This window comes from Halalkalibacillus sediminis (genome assembly GCF_002844535.1).
In the GTDB taxonomy this organism is placed as follows: Bacteria; Bacillota; Bacilli; order Bacillales; family Alkalibacillaceae; genus Halalkalibacillus_A; species Halalkalibacillus_A sediminis.
This window is the reverse complement of the sequence record NZ_PJNH01000002.1, coordinates 573,130-590,802: the sequence shown is the minus strand read 5'-3', so window position 1 is coordinate 590,802 and position 17,673 is coordinate 573,130. Positions and strand designations below refer to the sequence as shown.

Sequence of the window (17,673 nt, the reverse complement as noted above, 5' to 3'; positions counted from 1 at the left end):
TTAAAATCTATTATACTATATATATCTAAATTTTCCTAAAATTCTGTAAAATATGAACAATTTTTTAAAAAGCTAATATATATCAACTTTATCGACATAATTTGCAATATCTTAAGCAAAAATAAAATCTCGCTTATAATTAAGCGAGATTAACTTACTGGATTTCTTCTTTTTATGTTTCCTTTTACTGCGATATTCATCAATATACCAAGTAAAGCAAAGGTGATAATTAGTGAAGACCCCCCGTAACTTATTAAGGGTAATGTAATACCTGTAATCGGAAGTAAGCCGTTCACTGCACCGAAGTTGATCATCGCTTGAGTAACGATTTGAAACGTTATTCCATAAGCAAGCAATTTACCGAATTGATCCGGGGCTCTTTTTGCAATCAGAATGCCTTTGAACATGAATACTGCGTATAAAGTGACAACGAATAAAACACCTAGAAATCCGAGCTCCTCTGCAATAATCGCCATAATGAAATCGGTATGTGCCTCAGGTAAAAAACCGGCTTTCTGTACACTATTAGCCAGTCCAACACCTGTAATTTCCCCTGATGCAATAGCTATCAGCGAATGAATCAACTGATAACCTGAACCTGATGGATTAGAAAACGGGTCCATAAACGAGGTCAACCTCTCCATACGGTAGGCTGCAGCATTAATAAGTACAAAAACGGTGCCCAAAGCTACTAAGCCTAAAACTGCAATATGTCTGAAACGAATACCTGCGAAAAGAAGAATAATCCCACAAGCAATGACGATGGATGTAGCTGTACCTAAATCGGGCTGCAGTACAATTAAAATAAATACTAGACCTATTACAATCAGAGGTGGAAGTACCCCTTTTCCAAAGTTATGGAGCTGGTCTTGTTTGTTCGTATAAGCCTTTGCGAAATATAAAATCATTGCTATTTTAGCTATTTCAGACGGCTGGATTAGAATTGGGCCAGCACCGATCCAACGAGTTGCTTCATTCCTTGTGACACCTATTTCAGGGATGAATACAGCTATCAGTAACCCGAAGGTACCTAGTACAATTAACGGTACAATTTCCCCTATTCTTCTATAGGAGAGGAAAATACTGAATAGGAAGAATACTACAAAACCTAACCCTAACCACATTCTCTGTCGGTTAAAAAAGTAGGCTGGATTTTGGATATCTGGGTCAATGCCAGCATAGACGAAGCTAGCACTATATACCATGACAATTCCTACGATTGATAGTAAAAGAACTATTATAAATAAAGGATAATCTATATTTTTTAAATGCTTTCTCAACCGAAACACGCTCCTATATATACACTATAACTCAAATGGGAAACGATTGGATAGCAACTTTTTACTTAAAAAGAACCGATTTTGAATAATTGTGTATAGTTCTTTGTATATCATGAGAGAAAAACTTGGCTTATTGCCAAGTCCTAATGGCGAAAGCCTTTGTTTTTCACATACTTTAATCCTTTAGTAAAGTTAGACATTCTTAAAGTATATAAAAAAGCTACCCGCTTCTGCAGGTAGCTTTATCACTTTATAAGCTTGGTGTTCCGATCTTTTTCACATCATCCAAGTATTCTTCATAAGTCATTTCTTTATCAGTAATACCTTCATCCTTGATTTCGATAATACGATTCGCAATCGTCTGAATGAACTGGTGGTCATGCGAGGTAAAGATAATCGAACCTTTAAAACTTGCAAGGCCATTGTTCAACGATTGAATCGATTCTAAGTCTAAGTGATTTGTCGGGTCATCGAGCAATAACACATTCGAATTTGAAAGCATCATGCGTGATAACATACAACGGACTTTTTCACCACCGGATAAAACGCTTGGCTTTTTGAATACTTCTTCTCCTGAGAATAACATGCGTCCAAGGAAACCCCTTAAGAATGTTTCACTTTCATCCTCAGTTGAATAAGGACGAAGCCATTCGATCAAGTTTTTCTCATTTCCTTCGAAAAACTCTGAGTTATCTTTAGGGAAATAGGATTGTGAAGTAGTTACACCCCACTTGAACGTACCTTCATCCGGCTCCATATTACCCATCAGTATTTCAAGTAAAGCTGTTTTAGCCATTTCATCGCCAAGAAGAACGATTTTATCATCCTTATCTAGGCGGAAACTAACGTTATTGAGTACTTTTCTACCATCAATAGTTTTAGATAAATTTTTAACATCTAATACGTCGTTACCGATTTCACGTCCAGGTTGGAACGCAACATAAGGGTATTTACGAGAAGATGGTTTGATATCATCCAACTCGATCTTATCAAGTAACTTTTTACGAGAAGTTGCTTGACGGGATTTTGAAGCGTTCGCGCTGAATCGAGCAACGAATTCCTTCAAATCCTTAATCTTCTCTTCTTTTTTCTTATTTGATTCCTGTTGCATCTTAAGAGCTAACTGGCTTGATTCATACCAGAAGTCATAGTTCCCGACGTATAGCGTGATTTTTTCGAAGTCTAAATCAGCAATGTGCGTACATACATTATTCAAGAAGCTACGGTCGTGTGACACGACGATGACCGTATTTTCAAAGTTGATTAAGAACTCTTCTAACCATCTGATAGCCTGAATGTCTAAACCGTTTGTTGGCTCATCCAATAGTAAAATATCTGGATCTCCGAACAAGGCCTGAGCAAGTAAAACCTTAACTTTCTCAGTCTCAGGTAAATCACCCATACGCTTAGAGTGAAGCTCATCCGCAACACCTAAACCACGTAGTAAAGTCGCCGCGTCTCCATCAGCTTCCCAACCGTTCAATTCTGCGAACTCACCTTCCAGTTCAGCTGCACGCATACCATCTTCCTCGGTAAACTCACCTTTAGAATAAATCGCATCTTTTTCTTTCATAACTTCGTAAAGGCGTTGGTGACCCATCATCACTACTTGAAGAGCTTCTTCCTCATCATAAGCGAAGTGATCCTGCTTCAAAACCGCGATTCGTTCGTCTTTACCAGCTGATACATGGCCTTCTTGAGGTTCGATTTCTCCTGACAATATTTTTAGGAAAGTAGACTTCCCGGCACCATTCGCACCGATCAAGCCGTAGCAATTTCCTTTATTGAATTTTATTGAAACATCTTCGAACAATTTCCGATCAGGAAATCGCAAACTTACATTAGTTGCTTGTAACATCTTACAGTCCTCCAAATTTAAAATATACCTATTGTAGTATATCATTTAGGAGGGTAATTGACGAATTTTAGAGCTATTATTTTTCAGTACGTTTCCAATGCTGAATTTCATCCGTTTCTATAATACCTAAAGTAACGTCATCCACGTCAGGATCCTCCATCAAGGCCTCAATTACTCGGAACTTTATGTCATCAGCTTCTTCCAGCGACAACCCTTTCCTCAGCTCAATATAGGATTCAACATGATAATTTTTACCCTCTTGTAAAATACGCATCCTACGAATGTCTACTACATCATGATCGTCCAATATCATGTTAACAACCTTATCTTCCACACGTTTAGGAGCTGCTACACCAATCAAACCAATCGTATTTTCGTACCCTATTTTAATCGCGATGCCGACTAACAGAACCCCGATCAATATCGTACCGATTCCATCAAAAATATAATTACCTGTTACCTGCGACACGATGACTGTGACAAGAGCTAAGAAGCCTCCAAATGTCGCAACGATATCTTCATAAAATACAAGGCGAGTCGGCGGTGATGCATAAGATATATTTTTAAAAGACTCAGGAATGAAGTTCAACCCTCGAACTTTCGTATGTGACTCCTTGACGATCTCCAGCATAACCTTAACTAAAACCGACCCATCGATTCCAATCGACACGATCAATACGATGACATTTAGCCAAAATCGCGAGGATTCCTCTGGATCTTGAATGATTTCCCATCCCTTGAGAATGGTTTCATAAGCCATAATTGAAATGACGATTACTGCAAGTAACACAAATAGGTTCACCACTCGCCCAAAACCAGAAGGGAATCTCTTAGTCGGTTCTTTTTCAGCTAGAGCACTCCCGAAAAAGACCATACCTTGGTTAATGGCATCAGCTATCGAGTGAACCATTGTTGCGAACATAGCACCACTACCAGTAATAAATGCAGCAATACCTTTGACAATGGCTATAAGGACATTCCCAAGAGCTGAAACTGCAGAAGATGTATTTCCTTGTTTTAAAAATTGAATGAATTTCATGCGTCATCCTCTTTCAAATCGGAATTTAAGTTCTATTATTATCCTTTTCGAAAAATATAATATGATACATGCATATGGATTTGGTGCTGAAAGAACTTGAAGAGTTTACATCTAGCTAAAAAAAACCAAGTCAGTTATTAGTCTCTGTTCATTTAGACATTGGAGGTCTATAATGACAGATAGACCTCGTAAGATTTGGAGTGTAAAAAATGAAATTATACATAGCTTTATTCAGCCTCAGCCTTATTTGGGGGCTTTCTTTTGTTTTTATTAAAGTACTGATCGAGCCGGCAGGGATATTCGGAATGGTATTTTTACGGTGTCTATTAGGCGCACTTGTTTTGATTCCATTCATATGGGCCCGTCGCAGAAAAATCAACTTCAACCTACCGTGGAAACATTTAATCATCGTAGGTATTTTTAATGCTGCACTTCCTTGGGGTCTGATTGCCTGGAGTGAAACCGTGATCAACAGTAGTAGCGCATCAGTAATTAATGCATTGACTCCGATTGCTACTGGTTTTATCGGATTTTTATTGTTTGGAAAGATTTTAGCTAAAAAACAATGGATCGGAATTATCACAGGGTTCGTGGGAATTCTTGTACTGATGAACTTCGAAGTGGGTGCCCTTCTAGGCAGTGACTTTATCGGAATCGGAACGATGATATTAGCTACTCTGTGCTATGGCTTCGGTTCACAATATACGAAGCGTTTCGTTGTGGGCGTAGATTTATTTTTGATGACCGCCGTCACGTTATTGATTGCTTCTTTATCCGCTTTAGCAGGAGGCTTTATGGTCGGGGATGTTCCAGCAGTCTCTGAGTTTGATTGGGGCACAATCGGGGCCCTCATCGGATTAGGTGTATTTGGATCAGGAATTGCCCATGTCATTTACTATTATATGATGACAGAAGGCTCTCCGGAGTTTGCAACGACCGTTACTTACATTGTTCCTGTAAGTGCGATGATCTGGGGCTATGTCCTACTGAATGAACCGATCACTAGCAACTTATTATTAGGAATGTTTATTATATTTGCAGGGATCTACTTAACCAATCGACCCGCAAAAAAGGTCAAGCGATCACCACTTATTTCAAAGGCTTCGTAGTGAGAAGCCTTTTTATTTTCTCATCGATTGGCAAAAAAACTTAATGCGAACACTTGTTCTTTTATCGGATTAGATGTATACTTTATCTATATCATCCTGAAAGGGGACGACAAAATATGTTGAAATCATGGGAAGCTGCATATGTGGCAGGCATCATTGACGGAGAAGGCACGATTTCATTTAAAAATATAGACTCTAAGGGGAAACGCAATCCAGTTATCGCAATAACTTCATCTGATTTGAAGATGCTCGTATTCATTCAATCTCTTTTATCCGGAAGTCTTTCAAGTAAAAAAATGATGATTTCTGGTCAACCGACTTACATTTATACAATAGAAATCAAACAGAAAGAGACAATACGCGAAGCTTTATCTCAAATACAACAATTCTTAAGAGCGGATCACAAAAAAGAAGAAGTAGAGCGAGTATTAGAAAACTTCTCTTCAGATTCTAATCGAAATATCCTGCGCCCGAAACAACCGGCCAGTAATATGTTCCTAATGGAAAAAGCGTATTAAGACAGAAAAAAAACAGACTCAATGAAGAGTCTGTTTTTAATGATTAATTATTTACCTTGTGCGTGATCAGGCTTAGAATTCTTGCCCTTGTTCTTTTGATCGAAGACACCTTTCTCAGCTAATTCTTGTAATCTTTCCTTAGCACGATCTGATGCAGGTGTGCCATCGACTGGTAAATCATATTCTTCTTTCGGTTCAACTTCTGAAATTCTTCCTTCAGCTTCATAGGCGATTGGTTCTTCAAAAGATTCGATAAATTCGACCGTAGCATCCAAGTCTACTGGCCCAACTTCCATATTGCTTGAAAGTTCAGCTATGCCACTTTCTGCGTTACCATACATATAATTATTGACCACAACAGTATAAGTTTCATTTGGGTCAATCTCTGAGCCGTCAGGTAAAATGATATCCACTACCTCTTGCGTCTCGTCTTGCCAAGTATAAGCGAAGCCTGACACGCTATAATCCGGTCCGTATTCAGCAGAAATCTGTTTATTTAATACGTCTTCAAGAGCTGCACCTGTCATTTCCACTTTACTAAGTACATTACCGAATGGTTGAACAGTAAACGCATCTCCATATGTGATAGTCCCCTCTTGAATATCAGCACGGATTCCCCCACCGTTCATTAATGCAAAATCGGAATCCATCGCTTCGACCATTCCATCAGCTATCAAGTTACCTAGCGCATTGTCTCCAATTTCTCCGCGAGTTGGGTAACCACCCTCTAGATCAAATGCAGCTTCACCTATAACATCATTTTTAATCTCATCTACTTTTTCTTCATATTTTGCTAAAATTGCAGCTACTTCTTCATCCGGCTCGACTTGTGATTGGTCAACCTTAACAATTTCAGCTGTTTTCTCTACGATATCACCTGTTTCAGGATCTATTTTCAAATCAACATCCGAAAATGCAGTTCCATAATCATATGCTTGAACGATTAGCTTGTCATCAACATATCCATTGTTATACACATGATTATGACCTGCAAAAATCACATCTACTTCATCATCAACAGAATTTGCTATATCTGCTGCGTCACCTGTTATAACATCACCATCCTGTCTAGCAGGATTATGAGCTAACACGACGATAGCTTTTACTCCTTGCTCTTGCAACTCTGGGACATATTCGTTAATGGCTTCTGCCTCATCCGTAAATGCAAGGTTTTCGTTACCATCTTGAATAATCATATTCGGAGTTTCCGTAGTCGCAACTCCAATGAAACCTATTTTCTCTCCACCAACTTCTTCAATGGTATAAGGATCAAAAATTAGTTCTTCAGTATCCTTATAAATTACATTTGCTGCAACCATAGGGAAGTCCATCCCATCATACCCTTCTGTACCATCAGGATGCTCTCCTCCATTAACCATTCGAAGAAGTTCATCTACTCCTTCGTCAAATTCGTGGTTCCCAACAGTACCCACATCCATATTCATCGCTTCCATGATTTCAACAACTGGTTCGTCTTGGAAGGAGGCTGCGATCAATGGGCTACCACCAATCATGTCACCGGCGTGAACACGTAATGTATTTCCATGATCCTCCTTGTACTCGTCCAAATATGCAGCTAAGTAATCAGCCCTACCGGCAGGATCTTCTTCACCATCTCCATCAAAATCTTCATCATAACCCTCATAATCGATTTGTCCATGCCAGTCATTTAATCCCTGTAACTGTACATCTACTAAATCCTCTTCTGCTTGTAAACTACCTAATGGAATGACAATTGCTAGAGTCATAACCATCATGACACTTTTCATGAAATAGTTTTTCATCTGTTTAATACCTCCATATGTAGTATTCAATTCCAAATATAACATACATGTTGTAGGTATTTTTGAGTAATTTCACTACTTTTTGTAAATTCAGACTTTTTACCCGATGGTATTGTGAAATCGCCTTAAATCTATCAATTTTTCACCCGAACCAATTAGAAACTTTAAATAGCTAAGTCATGGAATTTAGTTCGCATTCCTAAATAAATTCTTTCCTACTCCTTCCATTTTTGATACGATGAAATTATCAGAAAATTGGAGGTATTAGATGAACAGTGAAACGATTCAATCCATTGCAAAAGAACTACATCAAGAACAAGTTAAATACAGTAAATTGAATTGGGCATTATTTACTACTGGAGACGACTTCGGAGTAAAAGACCAATATCATAACATAATGGAGATTCTGAAGGACCAGTCCAAATTCGAGGCAATTGATACATATAAAAGAAAGGATTTACCTGCTGAAGAAGCACGAAAAGCAGAAATCATGTATAACAGCTTTAAACCCTTTCACCTATCAGATGAGCTCAATGAACTGAATGTAAAAATTCAAGAGAAGACCAATGAGCTTTCAAAGATTTTGAATACATTCCGTTACAAACTAGATGGAAAGGAAGTATCCGCTGTAGAATTAAGCCAAGTACTTAGCATGGATCCTGATCGTGAGAAACGAAAGCGTGCTTATTTTGCAAGGAACCAGATTAATGAATTGATGGTCGAATCAGGTTTTGTTGAACTTGTCCAACTGCGTAAAGAATTCGCTGAAAAATATGGTGCGAAAGATTATGTAGCTTATAAACTAGAAGCAAACGAACTTAATCCTGATACTTTCGATAGTTGGCTCGACGAACTGCATGAACTCCTCCCTAAAATGAAAGAAGGAAGACAAAAATATGCTCAGAAATTTTTAGGGGAAAGCGAAATCATGCCCTGGGATGAATCTTATATTCAATCTAAGATTGCACCTTCACTAAACCAAACGGTGGACATGTCAGAATACCACGAGCATTTAACCGAATTATTTAACCGCTTCGGAATCGATCTTGCAGGCATGAATATTACTTACGACATCTTCCCAAGAAACAATAAATCTGAATGGGGTTATAATTTCCCTGTTGAGACTGGTAAAGACTCCCGTATTTTGGCAAATGTTAAAAATAGGTACTATGAATACGGCGTACTACTTCATGAATCTGGCCACGGAGCACATTCTTTCTTGAACGACCCAAATGAACTCATTTTGAATAATGGAATTAGTGGTATCGTCAGTGAAGGCATCGCGAATTTATTTCAGAGTTTCTTATATAGCCGCAGTTTCTTTGAGAAATTCTTCGAAGACCCTGACCAAGCTGAACAGGAATTCCAAGAGTTAAAAGAATACAGCAAACTCAATGCCCTACGTAGCATTGGAAGAATCTTCTTCGACCACAGCCTTTATAAAAATGACATACAATCACTAGATGATATATATGAGTTGTATTGGAAGAACCATAAGGAAGTCTTACAAGAAGATCCATTTGGAGAAGCACCACCATGGGCCTTCATTATTCATTTCACTACACACCCAATATATATGCATAACTACTTCATGGGCGACGTCACTTGCGAAATGCTGAAACAAGTATTCAAGGAGAGAACTGGTGGGGAAATTATGGACTACCCGAAAGCTTTTGGTGAGTTCTTATTGAATGAAGTCATTAAACCTTCAGGAAGATATAAGTATAATGAGTTATTTAAACGGATCAGCGGAGAGGAATTTTCTTTAAGATTTATGATAGATTAATGTGAAAAAGGCGTGCGAGTGCACGTCTTCTTCTCTTGCTTTTCTTGCAAAATTTTTCTAAATTTCGTAACTTCCCAAAGGCAGAAAAATGAATCCGCCATGGAAAGGAATTATTGAGACGGATTCTTGTTCTAGTTTAAAAAATGGATAATAAATTAAACAGTAAAATTAAGATATTACTTCATATAATGTGCGACTAACTTATAGCACCTTTCTTTTGTAAGACTTGCCTGAGTTGCGATGTATTCTAATGTTTCTGTTGAACCACCTTCATACTTTAGTGACGCTTCTTTAGCAGCTTCATCTCTATGTTTTATCCAATTTCGTTGTTCGACCCTTAATTTATCCATTTGATCTTCACTCAGTTGCTTCTTCAATTCACGATATATTTCATTCAAAACTTGATCCCACTTTTCGTACCTTTCCTTTTCTTGTTCTTCCATGTCAGAAATCGTTGATTTAGTTTCGGCGTGTCTATCTGATTCTTCCATTTCATTCAGTTTATCGAGATACTTTTCTTTTTGGTTTGTAGTAACCTCATTATCACTATTACTGGTTGATTCTTCGTTCTCGTTTTGCGTCGATTTACTATCTGTATCATTACTTGATTTTGAATTTGACTCTTCGGGGTTTCCGCACGCAGTCAATACAGATAATACTATTGTCATTGAAATTATCGTTAGAAACTTATAATTATTTTTCATATTATTACTCCCTCACATCTGATCTCCTAGGCTTAAACTTTATTTGTGAATGTTGTGCCAATAGCGGTATCTTGATTTGAAATAAATGCTGGCCCCTTGACTGGTAGCACAGATAACAATAGTTTTATTTTTCGTCACTCAAATGCTGTTTAAGAGTTTTTTTGGTCTTTAGTAAATGCTCTTGATTTATTTCTAAATAATAAATACCATTAATAACTTTCTTTTCTATTCCTTCTTCCATATCAATTATTTTAATGGAATCTGAGCTACTATCCTTCAGATCATTAGTTATATCATTTGGAATATTTGTATCGCTTACTTCTAAGAGGTTATTAATTTTGGAAGCTTGTTCTTCAATTGAATTTCCAACTTCGTTAACAAGAAGACTATTATCCTTAAGGCTATCCTTTTTAATACCTAATATTTCGTATATCTTCTCTTCTGCAATTACAGAGTAATAATCAACAGAAATATCAAATAAATTTGACACCGTATTCAAAACTGTTTCAGGCTGACCATTTAAAGCAGAAGCATGCATCAACTTATCCTTACCAAGCATCTTCCCTTCAGAATCAATAACTTGAACATACGTATCACGAGGAATTGGAACTAGTTTTACACTTCTGTCCCTACCATTATAGGTGAGTAAGATATTGATATTGCTTCTGTGATTAGAGCCATTGCTCATTAATAGAGCTGAAAAGGATAAATTTTCTTTTTGTGTCGTCGCCTGCTGTTCGTCCGAATTGTACAGGTTAACTTCATTCCCTGAATATAGGTTTGGCAGAAATAAGCCAATGGCTAATATTAATACCATTACAGTACCCATTACTGGAGCTATACGTTTACCTTCGGGGAGAAAATTTCTTTTTTTGCTCGGATTGCTTTTATTATTTCTTTTGATTTTCTGGAAGGTTTCTAGTCTGTCCTCTTTAGTAAATGTTAAGTTTTCATCTTCAAAAGAAGAGAATAGCTTATTAGACTTTTTATCCATAGACATTTTCCTCCTCCATTATTATTTTCAATTTATGCTTAGCTCTTCTAAGCCTTGTTTTAACTGTATTGTGATTCAGTTGTGTTACTTCAGCTATTTCGCTAATCGATAAAGACTTATAGTAATACAGAAAGATGACTTCACGATAATTTTTTGGCAAAGTAAAAATAAGATCTTTTATATGCTTGTCATGGGAATTTTGGATTACCCTGTCTTCTGCTGAAGGTGAAATAGATGTAATTGCATTACCAAACAGACTTTTAGCATGCACTTTTCTATAATGCCAGCTTCCCAAATAATCTTTACATTGATTAATCGTTATTCTAAATAACCATGTTTTTATGGACGAATCATAACGAAACTCATCCAAGTATTCATAGCATTTGATAAAAGTATTCTGAACCATATCTTTTGCAGTCTCTTTATCTTTTACGTAGTTAAACGCCAACCGAACCAAATCACTACCATGCTCTAACATAATTTCTTCTAACAAATCTTCTTTTACCTCTTTTTCCATAACTCCCCTCCTTTTCAACTGGTTTTATCTTTTTGCACCTCTTAGACGAAAGCCTAATTGAGATTGTTTCAAAATCATTAAATTTATCTAATCCGTGCAAGCATATGGGAAATAATCGTTTGCAAAAGAGAAAAGGCACTTGGAATTTAACCAAGTGCCTTTCCACTAAAACATTCACTTATTCTTTTATATCAAACTGAATCTTATGAAGGTTCGAGAATATTCCATTGGCACTAATGAGTTCTTGATATGTGCCCTGTTCAGCAACACCCTCATTAGTAACAACCACTACTCGATCTGCATCCCGAATCGTTGCAAGGCGGTGAGCTATAACCAACGTTGTACGGTCTTCAGTTAAGTCATTAAGCGACTTTTGAATAATTTTTTCTGTTTGTGTATCAAGTGCTGAAGTAGCCTCGTCCAATATTAAGATTGATGGATTTTTTAAGAACATGCGTGCAATTGCTAATCGCTGTTTTTGCCCACCTGATAACTTCAATCCACGTTCCCCGATTTGAGTATCATAACCCTGAGGTAAGTCTGCAATAACGTCGTCTAGATGTGCTTTCTTCGCAGCCTCACGAATTTCGCTCTCTGTAGCATCCTGTTTTCCGTAAGCAATATTTTCACGTATCGTTCCTGTAAATAAAAACACATCTTGCTGAACAATTCCGATTTGTGAGCGAAGAGATTTTTTCGTCATGTCTCGTATATCGGTATCATCAATGGTTATTGACCCTTTGTTTACATCATAGAACCGAGGTATTAACGAACAAATTGTTGTTTTACCAGCCCCAGATGGACCCACAAATGCTACTGTTTCTCCTGGTTGGATCTTAAGGTTAATGTCTTTTAACACAGATTTGTATCGGTCATAAGAAAAATCTACATGATGAAATTCTATATCACCTTTAAGATCGTCAACTACCTTAGCATTTGGTCTATCTACGATATCTGGCTCCTGTTCGACTAAATCACGGAACCTCTTGAACCCAGCCATTCCTTTAGGATAAAGCTCTAATAACGCACTAATTTTATCTATTGGTTTAATAAGGACATTAGTGAATAAAACAAATAGAACCAACTCACCATACGTTAATTGATCATTGAAAACTAACCATGAACCAACGACTAGTACAAGTAATGTTAATAACCGCGTCATCATGTATATGCTTGAGTGAGTCCAGGCCATCACACGGTAAGCACCAATCTTAGCTATTCTAAATAACCCATTATCTTTTTGGAAACGATTAATTTCAAAGTCCTCATTCGTAAAAGATTGAACCACGCGCACACCAGATACAGCATCTTCGACGCGAGCATTCACATTGGCAATATTGCCGTACATATTATGCCAAGCTTTGTTCATAGCAATATTACAGTAAGTAACCAATGCTACCAGAAGAGGTACCATGACGAGTGCAATATAAGCTAGCGTTGGATTGAAATAAAACATGATCCCAAAGGCTCCGAAAAATGTCATCATTGCAATGAAGGCATCCTCTGGCCCATGGTGAGCTAACTCACCAATGTCAAACAAGTCATTCGTAATTCGGCTCATGATATGTCCGGTCTTAGTATTATCAAAAAAGCGAAACGAATGTTTTTGTACGTGAGTAAAAAGTTCTTCACGCATGTCTGTTTCAATATTGATCCCAAGCTTATGCCCTAAGTAACTGACTATGTATTGTAAGAATGTACTTAATAAATACACCACGAGTAGTAAAATACTCACCGTTACAATTAATCCCCAATCGTCCCCATGAAGTAAATCATCTATAAACCATTGAACTGCAACTGGAAAAGCTAGTTCAAGAATAGCAACTATAACAGCGCTTGAAAAATCTATCATGAATAATCGTTTATGTGGTTTGTAGTATGTAAAAAATTTTCTTATCATGTACTGAATCTCCTGTCGTATGAAATCTAACATATTATAACATTATTTATGATGAAGAAAATGATGCTTTTCAAGCGTAATTAAGAGGATTTTTCTTCCAACCGTAATTTTAAATAGCTGCTTTCAATCCATTCAAATTGATTAGTCATAAAAATAGGTGCGGAGTTACTCGAACATATGTAAGAAACTGCTTAACAAAGATCAATTATCTTATCGTTGAGGATTTGAACTATAGCGAAAGGAGAATGTTACATGAATCAAAATCACCACACTTCGGCCCTGCCTAAAGTGGTCAACCGGGAAAAATGGCAGGACAAACTAAATGAATTGCGAATCCGAGAGAAGGCACATACACGCGAAGGTGACGCAATTGCGGCTGCCCGTCGACGGCTACCGATGGTCGAAGTTGACCCCACCACACCACTGATTGGCCCGGATGGTCCAGTCACGCTTCTGGAGTCTTTTGAAGGCAGGACCCAGTTGATCGCCTACTTTCACATGTGGCACACGGGCAAACCCGCCGCAGAGCAGTGTGAAGGTTGCACCTTTTCCACGACTCACATCAACGAGCTCTCCTACCTTCACTCACGGGACGTCAGTTACGCTACTTTCTGTGAGGGGCCATATGAAGAGAGCTCTCGATATCGCGACTTCATGGGGTGGACGGTTCCTTGGTACTCGGTCCCTCAGGAATCAGTGAAACGGTTAATCGCAGACAGACATTTTGGAATCTTAGTCAGTTATCTCCGGGACGGTAACAAAGTATACGAGACTTACTGGACCACCGGCCGAGGTAACGAACCGATGTCCCCATCTTACGGCTTGTTGGACTTAACTGTTTACGGACGGCAGGAGTTTTGGGAGGATTCACCCAAGGGCTGGCCGCAACACTGGGGATCCAAAGGTGGGCAATTTACTATGGATGGCCGTCCTACTGCCCAATGGTCTCGCCTGAAAGCCGGACGCTCCGACGACCTTGGCACCTAGATAAATAATTTATAATATAAATCAAAGGCCCTTACCAATTAGGTAAGGGCCTTCATTGTATATGGAGACGGCGGGACTCGAACCCGCGTCCAGAGATATCGGCACTTAAGCTTCTACGAGCGTAGTTAGTAGATTATGATTCGCCATCTCTTCAGCCTACTAACAAGCTTCCGAGGGGCTAGTCTGATTAGTCTCTTCTGAAGACCTCAGACGGAGGCCTTCAGCGTAGCCCGCTTAATTTGAGACCCTTCGATCTGGCACACGGGCGATGCCAGGAAGGATCCTGTAGAATCTGCTTACGCAGCTACAGCGAAATCGTTATTTTTGCCAGTTATTATAAACTGAGTGACGGTTTAACGAGTCGTCGGCTCGGCTCGCTACTTAAGCTCGACCTATCCCTGTCGAATCCAAAACGTCCCCGATTAAAAATCGGAGGTTTTATCTCCTTTATTACAACCTTATTTTATCACATTTCCCCACAAATGAAAAATCCAATAATTGCACGTGATTAGCGTTGGAACTGGTCTTTGATTGCACGATCCATATCGCGTTTCGCCTGTTTACGTTTCAGATCCTCACGTTTATCGTACTTTTTCTTACCTTTACCTACACCAATCAGAAGTTTAGCTACACCATTCTTTATATACAGCTTCAACGGTACGATTGAATACCCTTTTTGCTGGGTGTAACCGATCAATTTATTGATTTCTTTTTTATGAAGTAACAATTTACGCGCTCGAGTAGGTTCGTGATTGAACCGGTTCCCTTGTTCATAAGTTGAAATATGCAAGTTATGAACGAATAGTTCTCCCTTTGAAATTCGTGCGAATGAATCCTTTAAATTCACACGGCTCGCACGTATCGACTTGATTTCAGTCCCCTGAAGAACCATCCCCGCTTCATACGTTTCTTCTATAAAAAAATCGTGGCGCGCTTTTTTATTGGTTGCAATGGCATTGTTCTCTTTTTTCGCCATCCTCTTACCTCCTCACTGCATAAAGTTATTTTACCAAACTCCCTGCCTATTTTAAACAAGAGCCATCTGTATACATTTTTTCAAAACAAACTCATCAATAGACAACTCAAAGAATATTATGGCATTCTTATTTCATAGAGAGAGAATGAAGGGAGAATCCAGATGATTGATACCATAAAAATTCGCCAATTGAACATAGATGATGAAAGTAACCTAGCAAGCATGGACACTGGTATTGAAGACGATTACGTCGTCCGTATTTTCCAACGTCTGATCGAACACCAGGAACATGCCTTGTATGGACTTTTTATTGATGAACAAATCGTGGCTGTTGCAGGATACTCAGTCTTTGCTGAACAATATGCCATGCTGGGCCGGTGGAGATCAGACCGCCGCTATTATGGGAAGGGCCATGCTACACGACTGATACAGCACACGATTGATGAGGTCGAGAAACTTCCAGGTATTCATTGGGTTGGCGCAAACACGCAAGTAAACAACCACCCAGCCCTACGAGTTTTGGAGAAAGTTCAACTCCCTCCTTTGAAAAAATTACACGCATCGACTCTTATGAATCCTGACGACATCGCGAGGAACCCTGAGGCAAAATGGACTCAAGTAAAAACGTTAAAAGAAAAAAGAGCATGGATCAAACATGTAGCTGGAGATCAATCAACCATTTTTCCATATGAATGTTACTATCCGTTCCCTTCTAGTGACACACTCTTCACTGATGAAAAACTTGAAGAGTGGTATTTCTTTGAAAACTCTTCAAGAAATCGCGTGTTGATCGTATCGGAAGATCAAAAGAAATATCATTATGCCCATGCGGTTTACCTATGGGATGATTCATTCGAGCAGCCTGGGTTATGGGATACCCTATTAGATGTGTATGACCATATTCGAAAGAAAAATGACGAAGAAACCTATGTATGGATTGATTTAACCGATGAAGAAAAATCAAATATACCAACTAATTTCGACTTCCATTTTCAAGACGCGTGGATTTTGCACGGTAAATGGCTATAGGAAAAATTATTGCGCCGACTTACATCGGCGCTCTATTTCTCCTGCCATGATAATGCAAAACTACCTTCTCCTCCATGAGCGGCGATGATTGGCCCAAGTGCTCCGATGTGGATATTTTCGATGTTCGAAAAATCTTTCAGACGATTTTTAATCGTTTCTGAAATCGATCGATCATTACAATGTAGAATGTTTAACTGAGTAATTGGTTGGCTTTTAGCATATTCAATCACCTGGTTCACCATGTAATCAATTGATCTCTTCTCCGTACGGACTTTCTTTACTAACTCCATCTTTCCTTCCTTCAACGTAAGAATGGGATGTACTTTCAACGTTTTCCCCACATTATAGGCAAACATATTGATCCCTCCACCGAGATAAGCATATTTAATATCCGCTACGTAAATGTAGGTATGCACTTTTTTATAATCATTTTGAATGATTTTAACTACATCCTCAGCTGACCTTCCGTGTTCAATCAGTTTTTTACCATGTTGAATCATTTCATACATGGGATAGGATAGTAAACTTGAATCCACTACATGAATTTTTGTCCCTTCAAAATCATCGGCAATATTACTTACTGATTGAAAGGTGCCACTGACTTCTGAAGAGATGTTTACGCATATGATTTCTTCATAACCTTGTTCAATGATTTGTTCGAAAGTCGATATGATATCTCCTAAGGCTGGTTGACTGGTTTTTACCGCTTTGTTAGTCACTTTAACCTTTTGATAGAACTCTTGTGAAGTCAGGTCAACATTCTCTTTGTAATTTTTTCCGTCGATACTGACTTGGAGAGGTAGGATAAATATATCTTTTTGATTATCTCCCTCTGGTATATATGGAACTATCTGTTACCCATGCAATTTTCATGCTGTTCTCCCCCGATTCGTTATAATTACTTATAAATCCCCCTTATGCTATAATTTCAAACAAAAAGGGAGTGGAAATTTTGACAATATTTTCAGTACTTTTAGCAGCAATGATTTTATTTATGTCTATTGTATGGTTCATTGCGATTCAAATTGATGATTTTTCGATCGTTGACATCGCTTGGGGACTGACTTTCATTGTTACAGCAGTAACAACGCTTCTTTTAACAACTAATTACAATGCCACTTCACTAACAATTTTAGTCCTAGTGCTAATTTGGGGGGTAAGATTATCGGGCTATCTTTTTTACCGGAATGTG

Annotated in this window: 15 protein-coding genes, 1 other RNA gene and 1 pseudogene; 6 read left to right on the top strand and 11 right to left on the bottom strand. The window is 38.3% G+C overall.

Going from position 1 to position 17,673, the window contains the following annotated elements:
* Window positions 1-149: 149 nt before the first annotated feature.
* The 3 genes from ftsW to CEY16_RS09050 form a co-directional block, all read right to left on the bottom strand.
* Entirely contained in the window at window positions 150-1,280 is a 1,131-nt protein-coding gene (gene ftsW / locus CEY16_RS09060) for a putative lipid II flippase FtsW (protein ID WP_101331663.1), read from the bottom strand.
* 250 nt (window positions 1,281-1,530) lie between these two features.
* Window positions 1,531-3,138: an ABC-F family ATP-binding cassette domain-containing protein gene (locus CEY16_RS09055; RefSeq protein ID WP_101331662.1), complete on the bottom strand. Its 1,608-nt coding sequence runs from the start codon at window positions 3,136-3,138 to the stop codon at window positions 1,531-1,533.
* Window positions 3,139-3,214: 76 nt separating this feature from the next.
* Window positions 3,215-4,177, bottom strand: coding sequence for a cation diffusion facilitator family transporter (locus tag CEY16_RS09050; protein WP_101331661.1), 963 nt, complete (start codon window positions 4,175-4,177; stop codon window positions 3,215-3,217).
* A 209-nt stretch (window positions 4,178-4,386) separates the two neighbouring features.
* Here CEY16_RS09050 and CEY16_RS09045 point away from each other — a divergent pair, with 209 nt between their 5' ends.
* Both CEY16_RS09045 and CEY16_RS09040 read left to right on the top strand, forming a co-directional pair.
* Window positions 4,387-5,286 (top strand): DMT family transporter, encoded by a 900-nt coding sequence (locus CEY16_RS09045; protein ID WP_101331660.1) that lies wholly within the window; start codon window positions 4,387-4,389, stop codon window positions 5,284-5,286.
* Between the two features lie 116 nt (window positions 5,287-5,402).
* Window positions 5,403-5,804, top strand: a complete 402-nt coding sequence (locus tag CEY16_RS09040; protein ID WP_101331659.1) for an LAGLIDADG family homing endonuclease — start codon at window positions 5,403-5,405, stop codon at window positions 5,802-5,804.
* Window positions 5,805-5,851: 47 nt separating this feature from the next.
* Here CEY16_RS09040 and CEY16_RS09035 read toward each other — a convergent pair whose 3' ends face one another.
* A complete protein-coding gene (locus CEY16_RS09035) occupies window positions 5,852-7,588 on the bottom strand; it encodes a bifunctional metallophosphatase/5'-nucleotidase (protein WP_101331658.1) in 1,737 nt (578 codons plus the stop codon).
* Between the two features lie 268 nt (window positions 7,589-7,856).
* On the opposite strand from CEY16_RS09035, the gene CEY16_RS09030 reads away from it, so the two are divergent.
* A complete protein-coding gene (locus CEY16_RS09030) occupies window positions 7,857-9,374 on the top strand; it encodes a M3 family metallopeptidase (RefSeq protein ID WP_101331657.1) in 1,518 nt (505 codons plus the stop codon).
* Window positions 9,375-9,550: 176 nt separating this feature from the next.
* Here CEY16_RS09030 and CEY16_RS09025 read toward each other — a convergent pair whose 3' ends face one another.
* From CEY16_RS09025 to CEY16_RS09010, 4 genes are all read right to left on the bottom strand, one after another.
* Window positions 9,551-10,078, bottom strand: coding sequence for a lysozyme inhibitor LprI family protein (locus tag CEY16_RS09025; RefSeq protein ID WP_101331656.1), 528 nt, complete (start codon window positions 10,076-10,078; stop codon window positions 9,551-9,553).
* Between the two features lie 124 nt (window positions 10,079-10,202).
* The gene (locus CEY16_RS09020) at window positions 10,203-11,072 is read right to left on the bottom strand and encodes an LCP family glycopolymer transferase (protein WP_162297911.1); all 870 of its coding nucleotides are present in this window, start codon (window positions 11,070-11,072) and stop codon (window positions 10,203-10,205) included.
* Window positions 11,065-11,589: a sigma-70 family RNA polymerase sigma factor gene (locus tag CEY16_RS09015; RefSeq protein ID WP_101331654.1), complete on the bottom strand. Its 525-nt coding sequence runs from the start codon at window positions 11,587-11,589 to the stop codon at window positions 11,065-11,067. Before CEY16_RS09015 ends, CEY16_RS09020 begins: the two co-directional genes overlap by 8 nt.
* Window positions 11,590-11,767: 178 nt before the next feature.
* Window positions 11,768-13,489, bottom strand: coding sequence for an ABC transporter ATP-binding protein (locus tag CEY16_RS09010; protein WP_101331653.1), 1,722 nt, complete (start codon window positions 13,487-13,489; stop codon window positions 11,768-11,770).
* 252 nt (window positions 13,490-13,741) lie between these two features.
* On the opposite strand from CEY16_RS09010, the gene CEY16_RS09005 reads away from it, so the two are divergent.
* Complete coding sequence (locus CEY16_RS09005; RefSeq protein ID WP_101331652.1) at window positions 13,742-14,476, top strand: DUF899 family protein; 735 nt, start codon at window positions 13,742-13,744, stop codon at window positions 14,474-14,476.
* A gap of 59 nt (window positions 14,477-14,535) precedes the next feature.
* On the opposite strand, the gene ssrA is transcribed toward CEY16_RS09005, so the two are convergent.
* Together ssrA and smpB are read right to left on the bottom strand one after the other, a co-directional pair.
* Window positions 14,536-14,896: a transfer-messenger RNA gene (gene ssrA, locus CEY16_RS09000) on the bottom strand.
* 88 nt (window positions 14,897-14,984) lie between these two features.
* Window positions 14,985-15,452 carry an SsrA-binding protein SmpB gene (gene smpB, locus CEY16_RS08995; RefSeq protein WP_101331651.1) on the bottom strand — a complete coding sequence of 156 codons (468 nt, stop codon included), beginning with the start codon at window positions 15,450-15,452 and terminating at the stop codon, window positions 14,985-14,987.
* A gap of 162 nt (window positions 15,453-15,614) precedes the next feature.
* Between smpB and CEY16_RS08990 the strand changes: the two genes are divergently transcribed.
* Window positions 15,615-16,481 (top strand): GNAT family N-acetyltransferase, encoded by an 867-nt coding sequence (locus tag CEY16_RS08990; RefSeq protein ID WP_101331650.1) that lies wholly within the window; start codon window positions 15,615-15,617, stop codon window positions 16,479-16,481.
* Window positions 16,482-16,513: 32 nt separating this feature from the next.
* Here CEY16_RS08990 and CEY16_RS08985 read toward each other — a convergent pair whose 3' ends face one another.
* Window positions 16,514-17,293, bottom strand: a complete 780-nt coding sequence (locus CEY16_RS08985) for a DegV family protein (protein WP_274379936.1) — start codon at window positions 17,291-17,293, stop codon at window positions 16,514-16,516.
* Between the two features lie 170 nt (window positions 17,294-17,463).
* On the opposite strand from CEY16_RS08985, the pseudogene CEY16_RS15600 reads away from it, so the two are divergent.
* A pseudogene (locus tag CEY16_RS15600) lies at window positions 17,464-17,670 on the top strand (DUF1295 domain-containing protein); the annotation flags it as partial.
* Window positions 17,671-17,673 lie beyond the last annotated feature (3 nt).

What these genes read in the sequence shown, in the direction of transcription:
- CEY16_RS09055 (WP_101331662.1), bottom strand. Translation starts at nt 3,138, where the DNA reads ATGTTACAAGCAACTAATGTAAGTTTGCGATTTCCTGATCGGAAATTG.
- CEY16_RS09050 (WP_101331661.1), bottom strand. Translation starts at nt 4,177, where the DNA reads ATGAAATTCATTCAATTTTTAAAACAAGGAAATACATCTTCTGCAGTT.
- CEY16_RS09045 (WP_101331660.1), top strand. Translation starts at nt 4,387, where the DNA reads ATGAAATTATACATAGCTTTATTCAGCCTCAGCCTTATTTGGGGGCTT.
- CEY16_RS09040 (WP_101331659.1), top strand. Translation starts at nt 5,403, where the DNA reads ATGTTGAAATCATGGGAAGCTGCATATGTGGCAGGCATCATTGACGGA.
- CEY16_RS09035 (WP_101331658.1), bottom strand. Translation starts at nt 7,588, where the DNA reads ATGAAAAACTATTTCATGAAAAGTGTCATGATGGTTATGACTCTAGCA.
- CEY16_RS09030 (WP_101331657.1), top strand. Translation starts at nt 7,857, where the DNA reads ATGAACAGTGAAACGATTCAATCCATTGCAAAAGAACTACATCAAGAA.
- CEY16_RS09025 (WP_101331656.1), bottom strand. Translation starts at nt 10,078, where the DNA reads ATGAAAAATAATTATAAGTTTCTAACGATAATTTCAATGACAATAGTA.
- CEY16_RS09020 (WP_162297911.1), bottom strand. Translation starts at nt 11,072, where the DNA reads ATGGATAAAAAGTCTAATAAGCTATTCTCTTCTTTTGAAGATGAAAAC.
- CEY16_RS09015 (WP_101331654.1), bottom strand. Translation starts at nt 11,589, where the DNA reads ATGGAAAAAGAGGTAAAAGAAGATTTGTTAGAAGAAATTATGTTAGAG.
- CEY16_RS09010 (WP_101331653.1), bottom strand. Translation starts at nt 13,489, where the DNA reads ATGATAAGAAAATTTTTTACATACTACAAACCACATAAACGATTATTC.
- CEY16_RS09005 (WP_101331652.1), top strand. Translation starts at nt 13,742, where the DNA reads ATGAATCAAAATCACCACACTTCGGCCCTGCCTAAAGTGGTCAACCGG.
- smpB (WP_101331651.1), bottom strand. Translation starts at nt 15,452, where the DNA reads ATGGCGAAAAAAGAGAACAATGCCATTGCAACCAATAAAAAAGCGCGC.
- CEY16_RS08990 (WP_101331650.1), top strand. Translation starts at nt 15,615, where the DNA reads ATGATTGATACCATAAAAATTCGCCAATTGAACATAGATGATGAAAGT.